This is a genomic window from Sphingomonas sp. M1A8_2b (assembly GCF_053345535.1).
Map to the genome: position 1 here is coordinate 832,500 of NZ_JBKFAH010000001.1, position 14,244 is coordinate 846,743.

The 14,244-nt window shown below is 65.1% G+C and carries 15 protein-coding genes and 1 tRNA gene; 10 read left to right on the forward strand and 6 right to left on the reverse strand.

The window, feature by feature from the left end:
- The first annotated feature begins 203 nt into the window (after nt 1–203).
- The 3 genes from ACLBWL_RS03925 to ACLBWL_RS03935 are packed head-to-tail and all read left to right on the forward strand — an operon-like array spanning nt 204 to nt 1,514.
- Entirely contained in the window at nt 204–452 is a 249-nt protein-coding gene (locus ACLBWL_RS03925) for a hypothetical protein (protein WP_447790403.1), read from the forward strand.
- Nucleotides 449–1,012: a hypothetical protein gene (locus tag ACLBWL_RS03930; protein ID WP_447790405.1), complete on the forward strand. Its 564-nt coding sequence runs from the start codon at nt 449–451 to the stop codon at nt 1,010–1,012. The genes ACLBWL_RS03925 and ACLBWL_RS03930 overlap by 4 nt, the downstream gene beginning before the upstream one ends.
- A 4-nt stretch (nt 1,013–1,016) precedes the next feature.
- Nucleotides 1,017–1,514, forward strand: a complete 498-nt coding sequence (locus ACLBWL_RS03935; RefSeq protein ID WP_447790407.1) for a hypothetical protein — start codon at nt 1,017–1,019, stop codon at nt 1,512–1,514.
- A 138-nt stretch (nt 1,515–1,652) separates the two neighbouring features.
- Here the strand turns inward: ACLBWL_RS03935 and ACLBWL_RS03940 are convergent.
- Nucleotides 1,653–1,727, reverse strand: a tRNA-Thr gene (locus ACLBWL_RS03940).
- Between the two features lie 89 nt (nt 1,728–1,816).
- On the opposite strand from ACLBWL_RS03940, the gene ACLBWL_RS03945 reads away from it, so the two are divergent.
- Nucleotides 1,817–1,954 carry a hypothetical protein gene (locus ACLBWL_RS03945; RefSeq protein WP_277984110.1) on the forward strand — a complete coding sequence of 46 codons (138 nt, stop codon included), beginning with the start codon at nt 1,817–1,819 and terminating at the stop codon, nt 1,952–1,954.
- Here the strand turns inward: ACLBWL_RS03945 and ACLBWL_RS03950 are convergent.
- Nucleotides 1,947–3,746, reverse strand: coding sequence for an aminopeptidase P family protein (locus tag ACLBWL_RS03950; RefSeq protein ID WP_447790409.1), 1,800 nt, complete (start codon nt 3,744–3,746; stop codon nt 1,947–1,949). The two genes, ACLBWL_RS03945 and ACLBWL_RS03950, sit on opposite strands and share 8 nt — an antisense overlap.
- A gap of 402 nt (nt 3,747–4,148) precedes the next feature.
- On the opposite strand from ACLBWL_RS03950, the gene ACLBWL_RS03955 reads away from it, so the two are divergent.
- From ACLBWL_RS03955 to ACLBWL_RS03965, 3 genes are all read left to right on the forward strand, one after another.
- On the forward strand, nt 4,149–5,471 hold the full coding sequence (locus tag ACLBWL_RS03955; protein WP_447790411.1) for a class I SAM-dependent methyltransferase: 1,323 nt from the start codon (nt 4,149–4,151) through the stop codon (nt 5,469–5,471).
- 85 nt (nt 5,472–5,556) lie between these two features.
- Complete coding sequence (locus tag ACLBWL_RS03960) at nt 5,557–7,611, forward strand: S9 family peptidase (RefSeq protein WP_447790413.1); 2,055 nt, start codon at nt 5,557–5,559, stop codon at nt 7,609–7,611.
- On the forward strand, nt 7,608–8,000 hold the full coding sequence (locus tag ACLBWL_RS03965) for an acyl-CoA thioesterase (RefSeq protein ID WP_447790415.1): 393 nt from the start codon (nt 7,608–7,610) through the stop codon (nt 7,998–8,000). Before ACLBWL_RS03960 ends, ACLBWL_RS03965 begins: the two co-directional genes overlap by 4 nt.
- A gap of 113 nt (nt 8,001–8,113) precedes the next feature.
- Here the strand turns inward: ACLBWL_RS03965 and ppc are convergent, their stop codons facing one another.
- From ppc to ACLBWL_RS03980, 3 genes are all read right to left on the reverse strand, one after another.
- Nucleotides 8,114–10,789, reverse strand: a complete 2,676-nt coding sequence (gene ppc / locus ACLBWL_RS03970; RefSeq protein ID WP_447790417.1) for a phosphoenolpyruvate carboxylase — start codon at nt 10,787–10,789, stop codon at nt 8,114–8,116.
- A 93-nt stretch (nt 10,790–10,882) separates the two neighbouring features.
- Entirely contained in the window at nt 10,883–11,257 is a 375-nt protein-coding gene (locus ACLBWL_RS03975; RefSeq protein WP_447790419.1) for a hypothetical protein, read from the reverse strand.
- Nucleotides 11,258–11,296: 39 nt separating this feature from the next.
- Entirely contained in the window at nt 11,297–11,863 is a 567-nt protein-coding gene (locus ACLBWL_RS03980; RefSeq protein ID WP_447790421.1) for an HNH endonuclease, read from the reverse strand.
- A gap of 92 nt (nt 11,864–11,955) precedes the next feature.
- Between ACLBWL_RS03980 and gluQRS the strand changes: the two genes are divergently transcribed.
- The gene (gluQRS, locus tag ACLBWL_RS03985) at nt 11,956–12,786 is read left to right on the forward strand and encodes a tRNA glutamyl-Q(34) synthetase GluQRS (protein WP_447790423.1); all 831 of its coding nucleotides are present in this window, start codon (nt 11,956–11,958) and stop codon (nt 12,784–12,786) included.
- An 84-nt stretch (nt 12,787–12,870) separates the two neighbouring features.
- Here the strand turns inward: gluQRS and ACLBWL_RS03990 are convergent, their stop codons facing one another.
- Nucleotides 12,871–13,221 (reverse strand): DUF3147 family protein, encoded by a 351-nt coding sequence (locus ACLBWL_RS03990; RefSeq protein WP_447791991.1) that lies wholly within the window; start codon nt 13,219–13,221, stop codon nt 12,871–12,873.
- A gap of 150 nt (nt 13,222–13,371) precedes the next feature.
- On the opposite strand from ACLBWL_RS03990, the gene ACLBWL_RS03995 reads away from it, so the two are divergent.
- Together ACLBWL_RS03995 and ACLBWL_RS04000 are read left to right on the forward strand one after the other, a co-directional pair.
- A complete protein-coding gene (locus ACLBWL_RS03995; protein WP_056418893.1) occupies nt 13,372–13,602 on the forward strand; it encodes a twin transmembrane helix small protein in 231 nt (76 codons plus the stop codon).
- Nucleotides 13,603–13,619: 17 nt separating this feature from the next.
- Nucleotides 13,620–14,213 carry a cob(I)yrinic acid a,c-diamide adenosyltransferase gene (locus ACLBWL_RS04000; RefSeq protein WP_447790425.1) on the forward strand — a complete coding sequence of 198 codons (594 nt, stop codon included), beginning with the start codon at nt 13,620–13,622 and terminating at the stop codon, nt 14,211–14,213.
- Nucleotides 14,214–14,244 lie beyond the last annotated feature (31 nt).

Here is a 14,244-nt window from a genome sequence, read left to right on the forward strand (position 1 = left end):
GGCGGGAGCTCCGCGACGAGGACCGGCCTGCGCCGGTGACGCGGTCGTGCTTGCGGTGCCAGAAGGCCTTCGCGTCCGCGGGGATCGGGAACCGGCTCTGCACGCCGTGCCGGGCTAGGTCATCGGAGCTAAGCCCGTACGCCGTTTGAGACTCTCGCCTCAAAGTCGTTGGCCGTAGGCTCGCATCGGCCTATATTCGCAACATGGCAAAAACGACCTCCAAGAGCTGGCTTCCCAAACGCAGCGGGTCTTCCGGCCGGTTCCTCACCGCCAAGGAGGGGAGTGACAGCCCACGAACAACGATGGTGGAGAAGAGCGGCGGTAGCAGTGGTACCCATTACCGCAGCAGCGTGTCGGGCCGCATTGATCTTCCAAACGGTCAGTTCATCACCACGGTGCGTAAAGACGTGATGGATCGGGCGTTAGGCCGCGGCGAATTCAAGAAAAAATGAGCGACGTTGCGCCGGATCAGGAGGCGCAAGCCCCCGCACATAGCCGAGCCTTCGAGGCACTCGTCCAAGGGGCCGACGATGTTGTCGGTCTCCTCGCGTATGCGACCTATAAGCAATCGCTTCGAGAGGCCGCTCTTGCTGGGCAGGCTCTTCCCGACCGCGCTTCGCGGAGCCTACCACCCGCACTTGTGACGGCTCTCCGCTCGTCTGCTGAGCAGACCCTTACGAGAGTGGTAGGTGACGGTATCGCGCAGGCTACGCCCGACATCCAGAACACCGCCACGATTGCAATCCTGGGCACCAATCAGGCGGAACTCTTAACCGCCTTACAAGGCGAACGTCAGCGAATTGAGGGCCATATCACCGCACGTACCGGGGTATTGTCTTCATTCCTGACGAACCTAGCCGCTTGGGCTGTTACCTTGGTGATCGCGGTCGCCATCCTGTACCTTGCTAACCGTCCGTCAGTGGAGTCAACCATCCTAAAGTCGATGGACAAGCCTGCAGCTTCCCCGCCGCGGCAAGGTGAACTTCCGCCGCCGCCTCCTAAGAAGGGATAATCGCGTGTTACTGGGCATCGAACGTGTAATCGCCAACCACGAGATAGAGCCCGGGCGGTTCTACCTCGCGCCGCACTACGACGGTGAGCCTGTGTTGTTTCAGTGCATCCGGATCGGGGAAACGAGCGAAGGTCAACCTGACCTCAAGGCGTTGAGGTTCTCGCCCGGCACGCAGTACCCAATATCACTCGAAAGCATCCCCCACGACGGCCCGCTGGTCGCCCTTCCTGAGGTCCACGTCCGGATAGATGCGCCCTCGCTCACTGCGACGAACCACACGTCCAGTGTCCGCTCCGGCATGTTCCTTGTTGCTGGCAACGAAGCGTTCGTCGCCGCTCCTCAGGGGTTCCGGGAGTGGGCCCTAATAAACATCTCGACCGGTCGCCCGGCCGTTGGACGCTGGCGAGAAGATTGGGCAGCGTTCTCACGCTGGCTGCTCGTAATCGAAGACAACGGCGAAGAGATACCTATCGCCGATTTCACGGGGACCGAGACCACCTGAATCCGGCTGCTAACAGGCCGGGCTTATCCGCCGAGGTATATTCGGCGGGGCGCGTTTCTCATATTACCCCGGGAGCTACCCCGGCTAAGGCCGCCCCGAGGGGCGGCCCTACAAACTAGCTGATCTTCTGGAAGAAAATGGTGCTGCCGGTGAGGATTGAACTCACGACCTCAGCCTTACCAAGGATGCGCTCTACCACTGAGCTACGGCAGCACTCGCTGGCATCGCTGCCGGCGGAGTGGGGCTAAGAGACGAGGGCGGCGCGGTTGTCAAGCTGTCGTGCCGCGATGTAGGGCGGATTTATGGATGATCGGGATCGAAAGGCGGCGGAAAAAGCAGAGCGGATGGCCGCCGCGCTGCGCGAGAATCTGCGCCGCCGGAAGGCGCAGGCGCGGGCGGTGAGCGCCGCGCCCGCGACCGGGGACGAGCCGGTCAAGTAAGCGGCGCGCATTTGACGGCGAGCCAGGCGAGGTCCGCCTCGTCGGTCATTTCCGGGGTCAGAACCGCCAGCACCTTCGCATGATAGTCGTCGACCCACGCACGCTCCTGCGGGGTCAGCAGCGCGCGCTCGATCAGGGTGCGCTCGATCGGGCAGACGGTGAGCGTCTCGAAGCCGAGCATCGCGCGGTCGGCGCCGGGGATATCGCGGGGCTCGATCAGGATCAGGTTCTCGATGCGGATGCCGTATTCGCCGGCCTTGTAATAGCCGGGCTCGTTCGACAGCATCATGCCGGCGCGTAAGGGCTCCATCGCCGCGCCGCCGGGATAGTTGGGCGCGGCGATCCGCTGCGGGCCTTCGTGGACCGCGAGATACGCACCGACGCCGTGGCCGGTGCCGTGGCCGAAATCGAGGCCGGCTTCCCAGAGCGGACGGCGGGCGAAGGCGTCGATCTGGCCGCCCATCGTGCCGTCGGGGAAGACCGCCGTGGCGATGCCGATGTGACCCTTGAGGACGCGGGTGAAGCGGTCGCGCATCTCGGCGGTCGGTTCGCCGATCGGCATCACGCGCGTGACGTCGGTGGTGCCGTCCGCATATTGGCCGCCGGAGTCGATCAGGTAGAGCTGGCCGGGTTCGATCGGCGCGCTCGATTCCTCGGTGACGTGGTAGTGCGGGATCGCGCCGTGGGGGCCGGTGGCGGAGATCGTGTCGAACGACGTGTCCTTGAGGAGTCGGGTCTGTTCGCGGAAGGCGAGCAGCTTGGCGGCCGCGCTGAGTTCGGTCTGGCCGCCCTTCACGCATTCGGTTTCGACCCAGCGCAGGAAGCGGGTGAGCGCGGCGCCGTCGCGGGCAGAGGCTGCGCGGTGGCCGGCGATCTCGACGGGGTTCTTGATGGCTTTGGCGAGGACGACGGGGTCGCGGAGGGGGAGGATCTTGGCGCCGCCGGCTTGTAGGGCTTGCGTGATCGCGGCGACGGCGCGTTCGGGATCGGCGGCGACGCGCTTGCCGGCATAGGTGCCGAGGGCCGCTGAGAACGCGCTGCGATCATGAAGGCGGACCGCGTTGCCGAGATGCTGGCGGACCGCGTCGTCGAGCTTGTCGGGGGCGACGAACAGGTCGGTGGTGCCGTCAGCGCCGACGATCGCATAGGATAGCGCGACGGGGGTGTGATCGACGTCGCCGCCGCGGATGTTGAGCGCCCACGCGATCGAATCGAGCGCGGTGAGGACGACCGCGTCGGTGTTGTGCTCGGACAGCCAGTCGGCGATTTTTGCGCGCTTTTCAGCGGAGGAGGCACCAGTGAACGCGTCGGGCTGGACGGTGAGCTTGGCGGACGAGGGGGCGGGGCGGTCGACCCAGATCGCGTCGACCGGGTTGGCATCGACCGCGACCAGCGTGGCGCCGCGATCGGCGAGCGCGGCGGTCGTGTCGGCCACCCAGCCGCCGGTGTGGAGCCACGGATCGTAGCCGATCCGACCGCCCTCGGGTGCGTGCTGGCCGAGCCAGGCGGCGGGGCTGGTCTGCGGCACGTCGGCATATTCCCACAGCGCGCCGTCGACCTGCTCACGGACCTGGATCGTGTAGCGGCCATCGGTGAAGATCGCGGCGCAATCGGCGAGGACCACGGCGGTTCCGGCGGACCCGCCGAACCCCGTGAGCCAGCCTAGCCGCTGCGCATACCCGCCGACATATTCGCTCATATGCTCGTCGGTCAGCGGGATCACGAAGCCGTCGAGGCGGTCGGTCGCGAGCTGTACGCGCAGGGCGGCAAGGCGGTCGGTCGGGGTCGGCATGGTCGGGGATCTCTGGTCTGAAATGGCGTGTGGTGATCGGAAGACAGCGATAGCAGGTAGCGTGGTTCCGGGCGACAGCTACGGGAAACGGCAGCGAGACCGATCCACAGTAGCGGGGCGGTTCGGGCATCGATCCGTATCTTCTGCCATCATCGGGGTGCCTGCGCGGCGCATAGCTCGGCCCGCGCAAATACCGCCGAACGGAACCCGTGGCATCGCGCGCGAGGCGCGTCGCCAGACTGCGGGATTGTTCAACCCGGTCAAGGCGATCCCCCCGCAACCGATGGTTCGCCTGCGAAATAGTCGAGTATAGCGGCGCAACGCAGTCGATATGCAAAACTCCGTCCGACCGTGATAGGGGCGTGAAGGAGACCGTCGTCACGCGAGATATCTATGCCACGTATGCACACGAGTGAAATCGACCGATACGTCCAGGCGGTCGATGATCGTGGCGGCGATCTCGAGTGCTCAGCAGTTCGAGAAGAGTTTTATCCGATCGATCTCGCCTTCGACACGGTCGTCGATCAATCTCTCGATCCGTTTTCGGCGGACTATTTTGCGCAGCAGGTGGATCTCTATCGTGAAATAGCGGCCCGTGATCTCGATCAATGTTCGGGCGAATTGCACGACGATGATCTTCAGCCGTTATGGATTGCCGCAAATCCTACCGGCATCACCAACGTCGCGGTGATGGCGGAGAATGTGCGTGCGTTGACGACCATGCTTTCGCTGTCGATCCTAGGGGTCAGTCCGCGCATACTCGACCTGGGCGCAGGCCATGGACTTAGCTCCGAAATATACGCGTATGCGGGCTGCAAGGTCCACGCGATCGATATCGATCCGGCGTTAGGGGAGTTGAGCCGGCGTCGTTCATCAGCACACAATCTGGATATCACCCGGGATGAGATGAATTTCGACGATCTCGGCGGGATTTCCGACAGCGCCTACGATGCTGCGTTTTTCTTCCAGTCTTTCCACCATTGTTTACGTCCATGGGATCTGATCGAGCAGCTCAAAGCCAAGATTCTCCCGGGTGGAATTATCGGTTTCGTCGGAGAACCCGTTCAGAAGAATTGGTGGGATAATTGGGGTATCAGACTGGATCCGGAGTCGATCTACGTCGCGCGCAAGCGGGGCTGGTTCGAGAATGGATGGTCGCACGGGTTCATCAGGGAGTGCTTCGCGCGCAATGGGCTGGCGCTCGCGTTTTTCACTGGAGGATTGGTGGGCGGAGCAATCGGTATCGCAACGGATAGTCCAGAACGACTCGATGCCGTGCGCCAGCAGGCACGCGGGTTGGGTTTGTCGGAAATCTACCGTGTCGACGACCTCGCGATCCCGGATACGTTGTTTCTGTCGCGATCGGGCGCACCCACATCCTTGATGGGCCGCTCGGCGTTTGTTCAACTCCCGGATCGGAAAGGCGCATTGATCCACGGTCCGTACGTCGATCTGGAGCCGGGGCTATATCAGGTCTCATTGATCGCGCAGCGATCGACGGTGCGTAGCGGGCCGGGCATACCGATGGTGACGCTCGATGTCCGAGCCGAGGGTGCTCCTGCCCCCTTGTTCAAGCGCCGGCACCTGAGACTGTTCTCCGCTGAACCGATGCTCGTTCACCACCAATTCGAGATCAAGACGTTGGCCCCGCGCGTGGAGATCAGGGTTTTCGTCACCGGGAAAGATTGGACTGCAACCTTGCCCGTCATCAAAAAGCTTCGCTGACGACGGCCTGCCGATTCTGGACCCGGCACAGCGGCGAGGGGGGACGAACGTTGGCTTCCGTCGGCTGCCCGGCTAACACACCGGCATGACCACGCCCCCCATCGCCGAACAGCGCCCGCACAGCTTCACCACGCACGGCGTGACGATCGAGGATCCCTATGCGTGGCTGAAGGATCCGAACTATCCGGAGGTCGATGACGCCGACGTGCTGGCGTATCTTGCCGCCGAGAACGCATATTTCGAAGAGCAGATGGCGCCGCACACTGCGCTGGTCGATACGATCTACGAAGAGATGAAGGCGCGCATCAAGGAGGACGAATCCTCGGTGCCGCAGAAGGATGGCGACTGGCTCTATTGGACCGCGTACGAGACTGGCGGGCAGTACAAGAAATGGTGGCGGAAACCTATCACCGGTGGTGACGACGAGCTGTTGCTCGACGAGCCGGCGCTGGCGGAGGGGCATGAGTATTTCCGGCTCGGGGCGTTCTCGGTCAGCAATGACGGGCGCTATCTCGCCTATGCGATCGACGACAATGGGAGCGAGCGGTTCGAGGTTCGGGTCAAGGACCTGGATACCGGCGAGCATCTGCCCGACGTGATTCCGGGGATGCTCAGCGAGATCGTCTGGACCGCGGACGATGCGGGCTTCTTGTACGGGCTGGCGAACGAGCAGTGGCGGACGGACAATGCGCGGTTCCACCGGTTGGGGACGCCGATTTCCGAGGACGTCGTGCTGTTCCACGAGGAAGACGAGGGCTTTCGCGTCGGCGTCGGCGAGACGAGTTCGCGCAAGTGGATTGTGATTGCGACCAGCGATCATGTGACGAGCGAACTGTATCTGCTGCCCGCGCATGAGCCGCTGGCGGTGCCGATCCTCGTTTCGGCGCGGAAGGTGGGCCGCGAATATGATGTAGACGAGCATGACGGGACGCTGTTCATCCATACCAACGACGTCGATCCCAATTTCCGGCTTTGCACCGCGCTGGTCGAGGAGCCGGATGCGTGGAGCGAACTGATCCCGGCGAGCCCGACGTTCTACATGACCGGCGTGGAGTGTTATCAGGACTTCTTCGTGGTCGACGGGCGCGAGGACGGGCTCGATCAGATCGCGATCCACCGGTACGAGACGCCGACCGAGGGCAAGCGGATCGACTTTCCCGAGGCGAGCTACGTCGCGGGGCTGGGGGACAATCCCGAGTACGACATGACGGTGTTGCGGCTTGGGTATGAGTCGATGGTCACGCCTGGCACCGTGTACGACTATGACGTCGATACCGGTGAGCGGACGATGCTCAAGGTGCAGGAAATCCCGAGCGGGTACGACCCGGCGAAATACGCGACCGAGCGGCTCAAGATTACCGCGCGGGACGGGACGGAGATTCCGGTTTCGATCGTGTATCCGGCGGGGTTCGTTCGCGATGGGTCGGCGCCTTTGTTCCTCTATGCGTATGGCGCGTACGGCTATGCGATCCCGCCGGGCTTCTCGACGGGGCGGATGAGCCTGCTCGATCGCGGGTTCGCCTATGCGATCGCGCATATCCGCGGTGGCGATGATCTCGGCCAGCAATGGTATCTGGACGGCAAGCTCGAGAAGCGCGCGAACACCTTCAACGATTTCGTGGATGTGGCGAAGGCGTTGGTCGACGCGCAGTGGACGTCGGCGGGGAAGATCGCGATCGCGGGGCGGTCCGCGGGCGGCGAGCTGATGGGGGCGGTAGTCAATTCCGATCCCGAGCTGTGGGGCGCGGTGATCGCGGATGTGCCGTTCGTCGACGTGCTGAATACGATGCTCGACGAGAGCCTGCCGCTGACGCCGGGCGAGTGGCCGGAGTGGGGTAATCCGATCGAGGACGAGGCTGCGTTCCAGCTGATCCGGTCGTATTCGCCGTACGACAACGTGAAGGCGCAGGCTTATCCGCCGATGTTCATCAGCGGCGGGCTGAACGATCCGCGCGTGACCTATTGGGAGCCGGCGAAGTGGGCGGCGAAGCTGCGGTTGATGAAGACCGACGACAATGTGCTGCTGCTCAAGACCAACATGGGCGCGGGGCATGGCGGCAAGTCGGGACGGTTCGAATCGCTGCGTGAGGGTGCGGAGGAACACGCGTTCGTGCTGTGGCAGCTGGGCGTCGCGGGGTGAGCCGGTTCACGCTCTCGATTACGGCGCAGGACGCGGATATCGACGAGCTTGGGCATGTGAACAATGCGGTCTGGGTGCAGTGGATCCAGGCCATCGCCACCGCGCATTGGGACGCTGTCGCGCCGAGGGAGCACAAGCTGGCCTATATGTGGGTCGTGACGCGGCATGAGATCGATTACCGCGCGAGTGTCGTTTCGGGGGAGACGGTCGTTGGCGAGACTTGGGTCGAGACGCCGCCGAAGGGGGCTCGGTTCGACCGGCATGTTCGGTTTTTGGGCGGTGACGGGAAGGTGAAGCTGGAGGCGGTGACGACCTGGGCTTTGCTCGACCGCGAGACCGGGCGGCTGATGCGCGTGCGCGAGGATGTGGCCGCGCCGTTTTACTCATAATTCCCCTCCCGCTTGCGGGAGGGGTTAGGGGAGGGCGCGACGTACGTACTGGCGTCCGGTCTCTTGGACACGCCCCTCCCCCGACCCCTCCCGCAGGCGGGAGGGGAGCAGATTTAGCCGCTGTTTCTTAGGGCCGTCGCGATGGCGTTGATGGATAGGAGGATGCCTTCGCCTATCCGCGGGTCGTCCTCGCCGGCGCGGCGGCGTTTGATAAGTTCGATCTGGAGGAGATTTAGCGGCTCGATATACGGCAGGCGGAGGCGGATCGAGGCGTCTAGGGCGGGGTGCTTTTCGAGGAGGCGGGACTGGCCTGTTACCGCGAGCAGGCCGTCGTGGGTCTGGTGCCAGCCGTCGCGGATCGTGGTGAAGATCTCGCGGAGCTTGTCGTCTTCCACGAGCCCGGCATAGCGTTCGGCGATGCCGATGTCGGACTTGGCCAGCACCATCTCGAGGTTGGCCAGCGCGGAGGCGAAGAGCGGCCAGCCTTGCGCCATGTCCTTCAGCAGCGCCTTGTCCTCGAAATCGGCGATCGCACGGCCTACCCCGTACCAGCCGGGGAGCATGACGCGCGCCTGCGCCCAGCTAAATACCCAGGGGATCGCGCGGAGGTCTTCGATGCGGTCGGACTTGGTGCGGCTGGCGGGGCGGCTGCCGATCTTGAGGCCGGCGATCTCGGCGATCGGCGTCATCTGGCGGAAGAAGGTGCGGAAGCCCTCCGTACCGTAAACCAGGTCGCGGTAGTTGTGGAATGCGGTGTCGCTGAGCGTGTCCATTGCGGCGGAGAAGCTCGCGTTGTCGGCGTTTGACAGGCGTTCGGGTTCGAGGCTGGCGAGCAACGTGGCCGACGCGATCGCTTCGAGATTGGTCATCGCGGCGTCGCGCGTGCCGTATTTGGCGGCGATGACCTCGCCCTGTTCGGTGATGCGGATGCGGCCCTGGACGGTGCCCGAGGGCTGCGCGCGGATCGCACGGAACGCCGAGCCGCCGCCCCGCCCGACCGCGCCGCCGCGGCCGTGGAACAGCTGCATGCCGACGCCGGCCGCCGCGAAGACGGGTTTTAGCGCGGTCGAGGCTTTCGAGAGTTGCCAGGTGGAGGTGAGGTACCCGCCGTCCTTGTTGCTGTCCGAATAGCCGATCATCACTTCCTGATGGCCGCGCGCCTTGGAGATGGTCGCGATCTCGGGGAGTGCGAACCACGCGGTCATGACGGCGGGCGCGGCTTCGAGATCGCCGATCGTCTCGAACAGCGGGACCGCCATGATCGCGGCGGTCGGGGTTTCACCGGGGCGGTACAGGCCGACTTCCTTGAGCAGGAGGTTCACTTCGAGCAGGTCGCTGACCGACTGCGCCATCGAGACGATGTAGTTGGTGATGCACGCCGGGCCGTAGGCGGCGTGCGCGTCGGCGGCGGCCTGGACGATTGCGAGTTCGCCGGCGGTTTCCTCCGAATATTCGGCGAAGCGCGAGGTGAGCGGGCGGGCGTTGGCGAGTTCGCGGCGGAGGAGCGCGACGCGGGCATCTTCGTTGAGCGACAGGTAATCGGCTTCGACGCCTGCGACTTTCAGCAGTTCGGCGACGACGCGTTGGTGGACTGCGCTGTTCTGGCGCAGGTCCAATGTGGCGAGGTGGAAGCCGAACGTCTCGACCGCGCGGATCAGCCGGCCGAGCGCGCCGCCGGTCTTCAGCGCGATGCCGAGGCCGTGCGCGAGCGTGACGAGGTCGGCGCGGAAGTCGGCGGGGTTGGCATAGGGCTCGCCGACGAGGCGGCCGGGGCGGGGGGCGTGCTTGCCCGTGAGCGCGTCGTGCGTCGCGGACAGGCGGGCGTAGATGCCGGAGAGCGCGCGGCGATAGGGCTCGTCGCTGCGGCTAGCGGCATCGTCGCCGCTGGCGTCGGCAAGCGCCTGGACCGCAGCATCGGCGGGGGCGTGCTCGGTCGAGATCGAGAGTTCGGCGCCAAGTGCGTGCACTGCGTCGCAATAATAGCCGAGCACCGCTTCGCTGGCCTTCGACAGCGCAGCCTTCAGCGAGTCGGCGGTGACATAGGGGTTGCCGTCGCGGTCGCCGCCGATCCAGCTGCCGGGACGCAGGAAGCTGGGCGTGCGTTCGCCGAGTGCGCGGTCCCAGCGCTGGTAGAGCGCGGGGAGCGCGGGGAGAAACACGTCGCGCAGATAGCTGAGCGCGGTGTCGACCTCGTCGGTGACGTAGAGCCGGTCGCGGCGGAGGACGCGGGTTTGCCAGAGCAGCGCGATCTGGCGGAGGATCGCGTCGTCGACGGCGTCACCATCGGGCGTGGTGTCGCGGCCGAGATCGCGCAACGCCATCAGTTCGGCGATGCGGTTGCGATGGTCGATCATGCTTTTGCGCCGCACTTCGGTCGGGTGCGCGGTGAGGACGGGGGCGATCAGCGCGTGGTCGAGCAGCGCTCGGATCTGCGTGCGCGCGATGCCTTCGGATTCGAGCTGGGCGATCGCGGAGGCGAGATCGGCGCCATCTTCCGCGGCGATACCCTGGCGGTCCTCGGCGAGGTTGGCGAGCATCGAGAACAACATGAAGCCGCGGACGAAATCGAGCGTCTCGTCGAGGCTGAGCTTTTCGAGGCTGAGATCGACGGCGCGGTCGTCACCCGCCTTGCCCTCGGAGGCGTCGCGGTGGCGCTCCACCGATGCCTTGCGGATCGTCTCGGTCGCTTCGAACAGCGCGTCGCCGCCATAGGCGCGGATGACGTCGCCGAGCAGTTTGCCGAGGAAGCGGATGTCGGAATTGTTCGCGATTGCGGGAAGGCTAGCCATGACTCCCTGCTGCGCTGCGGCAGGGATCAGGTCAACCTCATACAGTAGATTTGTCGCGTTGGTCCGACTATCGCCGACACATAATTACACCGCTTAGCGCTTGCGCGACTCCGCACGCTCTTCGGACGTGACGGTGCCGTCGTGGTTCAGGTCCATCCGGTCGAACCAGGCGAGCGTGCCTTCGCTCCATTCGATCGCGGTGATGACGCCGTCGTTGTTGCGGTCGAACGCCTTGATCCGCGCGTTGGGGGCGGGCAGCTCGTCCTTGGTGATACGGTCGTCGGCGTTGCGATCGAGCGTGCGGAAGCGGCGTTCCATGCTCGCGCCGAAGTCGAGCCGCGACGTCACCGACGGTGGCACGAAGCCGGACGCATTGGCGTCGGCCTGCGCGCGCTGCTCGTCCTTGTCGCCGCATGCGGACAGCATCAATCCTGTCGCGACGAGTGCCGCTCCGACCATTACGCGCATAGTATCTCCCGTCGTATCGAAACAATCCGGTGGCGCCCGTTACGGCTCCAGTTCGATGTCCCAATACAACCAGTCGTGCCATGTGTCGTGCAGGTAGTTGGGCGGAAAACTGCGGCCGTGTTCCTGGAGATGCCAGTTGGTCGGCCGGATCGCCTCGATGTGCAGCGGCATGCCCGCCTGCTTCGGCGTGCGGCCACCTTTCTTGAGGTTGCAGGGCGAGCAGGCGGTGACGACGTTCTCCCACGTGGTACGCCCGCCTTGCGCACGGGGGACGACATGGTCGAAGGTGAGATCGCGCAGCTTGCCGCAATATTGGCAGGTGAACTTGTCGCGCAGGAACAGGTTGAAGCGGGTGAAGGCGGGAAATTGCGACGGTCGGACGAACTGCTTGAGCGCGATCACCGAGGGCAGCTTCAGCGCGAAATTGGCGCTGCGGACTTCGCGTTCATAGGTGGCGACGATGTCGACACGGTCGAGGAAGACAGCCTTGACCGCGGTTTGCCACGGCCAGACGCTGAGCGGATAGTAGGAAAGCGGCGTGTAATCGGCATTGAGCACAAGCGCCGGACAACCATCCGGGTGACGCATCAGATCGGGGTGAAACACGGCTCCTCCCACTCAGGCTTCGCAGAGCGCCCTATGGACGACAGCGATGACATTGGCATGACAGCACGGCGCGTGTCGTCAGGTCAAGCGCGGTGAGCGGCGAGACGGTTGTTACCCGGTTCGCGCCGAGCCCGACCGGGCGGCTGCATCTGGGGCATGCGGTGTCGGCGATCCGGTCGCATGATTTCGCGCGCGCGCGCGGCGGGCGGTTCGTGCTGCGGATCGAGGATATCGACGGGACGCGGAGCCGGGCCGAATTCGTCCACGGCATTCTCGAGGATCTGGCGTGGCTCGGGTTGCGGTGGGACGCGCTCGTGTTTCAGTCGGCGCGGCTGGCGACGTACGAGGCGGCGCTCGATCGGCTGAAGGCGCGCGGGCTGGTTTATCCGTGTTTCTGCACGCGCGCGGAGATCGCGGCGAGTGCGTCTGCGCCGCAGGGGGATGTCGGGCCAGCGTATCCCGGGACGTGTCGCGGGCTGTCGGCGGCGGAGATCGACGCGCGGACGGGGGCGTGCTGCTGGCGGCTGGATATGGCGAAGGCGTTGCACTCGACGGGCGCGCTGACGTGGCACGATGCGACGGCGGGGGACGTGGTTGCCGATCCTATGCCGCAGGGCGATGTCGTGCTGTCGCGCAAAGATGCGCCGGCAAGCTATCACCTGGCGGTGACGCTCGACGATGCCGCGCAAGGGGTGACGGACGTGGTGCGCGGGGAGGACCTGTTCGCTGCGACGCACGTCCACCGGGTGCTGCAGGCGCTGCTCGGCTTGCCGGTGCCGGCCTATCATCACCATCCGCTGGTGCTGGACGCGAGCGGGCGGCGGCTGGCCAAGCGCGATGGGGCGAAGTCGTTGGCGGAGATGCGGGTTGGTGGAGAGGATGGGGTGGCCTTGGCGGCGCGGTTGCGGGGGCAGTTTAGGTAGCGCCCGAAGCAACGACCGCGCCCACTATCGATTCCCACCACCCCGGCCTGCGCCGGGGTGGTGCTCTCTGTTTGAGGTGGTGCGCTAAAGCTCGATCCCCAGTCTCGGCGGCGCCCACGTCATCGCCGCGTACAGCGCGATCGTCAGCACGCAGCCTGCGAGCAACGACAGCCAGAACGGCGCACCATGTCGCAACATCACCGGGATCAGCAGGAACATCGGCAACGACGGCAGCACGTACCAGAAGGTCGCGCCGGCGTGCGCGGCCATGGTTCGCGGATCGGGTTTGTCGTGCCAGAGCCAGATCATGCCCAGCACCGAAACCAGCGGCAGCGAGGCCACCAAAGCGCCGAAACCGGGATAACGTTTCGCCAGTTCCGACGCCGCGGCGATCAGGATGCCGGAAATCAGGGCCTTGAGTGCGAGGTAGAGCATGCGCCATGTGCGCGTATCGAACGCCGTTCCGCAATATCGGATGGCGCGCGGCATCGGCAGTTTCACGATATCGATACGTGGTAACATCGGTCATTTCGGGTCCGTGGGTATGCCATTGCTACCCCGCCGGTGCGCGCTTACACTCGACCCATGAACACGTTCCTCGTCATCCTCCTGATCGCGGCCATGATCGCGACCGTCGTGGCTCTCGTGCGGGGCGTCGTGTCGTTCCTGCAGGAGGGCAGCGCGCAGGTCCGCGACGGCAACGGGCCGAGCGCGGCCTCGCTCAAATCGAACCGGATGATGCAACAGCGCATCTTCTTCCAGGCGCTCGCGATCCTGATCGTCGTCGTCATCCTGTTCGCGGCGGGTCGGACCTAGGTCGGGAGCAACGACCGATGGTCAAGCTGAACAAGATCTACACGCGGACCGGCGACGACGGCACGACCGGCCTGGTTGACGGATCGCGCGTGTCGAAGTCGAGCGCGCTGATGCAGGCGATCGGCGATGTCGACGAAGCGAACTCGGCGATCGGGCTCGCGGTGATCGCGCTCGGCGACCAGCCGATGGCGGCGGCGTTGACCCGGATCCAGAACGACCTGTTCGATCTCGGCGCGGATCTCGCGACCCCCGCGGGCGCGGACGAAGCCGGCGCGGAGGACTTCACGCCGTCGGAGATGGTGTTGCGGATCGTGCCCTCGCAGGTTGAGCGGCTGGAGCGCGAGATCGATGCGATGAACGCGCACCTCGCCCCGTTGCGCAGTTTCATCCTGCCGGGTGGTTCGGCCGAAGCCGCCGCGCTGCACCTGGCGCGTGCGATCAGCCGGCGCGCGGAGCGATCCGCGGTCGGTGCGAGCGAGACGCAGCCGCTCAATCCCGCCGCATTAGCGTATGTTAACCGGTTATCGGATTTCCTGTTCGTGGCATCGCGCGCGGTGAACCAAAACGGCGCCGGAGACGTTCTTTGGCGACCGGGGGCTACGCGCGACTAGGCGCGTATCGTCGCTCGCGTTCCAACGTCGC

Bases quoted from the DNA above. Each gene is read 5' to 3' on its own strand.
- ACLBWL_RS03930 (WP_447790405.1), top strand. From the start codon at position 449: ATGAGCGACGTTGCGCCGGATCAGGAGGCGCAAGCCCCCGCACATAGC.
- ACLBWL_RS03990 (WP_447791991.1), bottom strand. From the start codon at position 13,221: ATGCTCTACCTCGCACTCAAGGCCCTGATTTCCGGCATCCTGATCGCC.
- ACLBWL_RS03995 (WP_056418893.1), top strand. From the start codon at position 13,372: ATGAACACGTTCCTCGTCATCCTCCTGATCGCGGCCATGATCGCGACC.
- ACLBWL_RS03925 (WP_447790403.1), top strand. From the start codon at position 204: ATGGCAAAAACGACCTCCAAGAGCTGGCTTCCCAAACGCAGCGGGTCT.
- ACLBWL_RS03945 (WP_277984110.1), top strand. From the start codon at position 1,817: ATGGATGATCGGGATCGAAAGGCGGCGGAAAAAGCAGAGCGGATGGCC.
- ACLBWL_RS03955 (WP_447790411.1), top strand. From the start codon at position 4,149: ATGCACACGAGTGAAATCGACCGATACGTCCAGGCGGTCGATGATCGT.
- ACLBWL_RS04000 (WP_447790425.1), top strand. From the start codon at position 13,620: ATGGTCAAGCTGAACAAGATCTACACGCGGACCGGCGACGACGGCACG.
- ACLBWL_RS03975 (WP_447790419.1), bottom strand. From the start codon at position 11,257: ATGCGCGTAATGGTCGGAGCGGCACTCGTCGCGACAGGATTGATGCTG.
- ACLBWL_RS03960 (WP_447790413.1), top strand. From the start codon at position 5,557: ATGACCACGCCCCCCATCGCCGAACAGCGCCCGCACAGCTTCACCACG.
- ACLBWL_RS03950 (WP_447790409.1), bottom strand. From the start codon at position 3,746: ATGCCGACCCCGACCGACCGCCTTGCCGCCCTGCGCGTACAGCTCGCG.
- ppc (WP_447790417.1), bottom strand. From the start codon at position 10,789: ATGGCTAGCCTTCCCGCAATCGCGAACAATTCCGACATCCGCTTCCTC.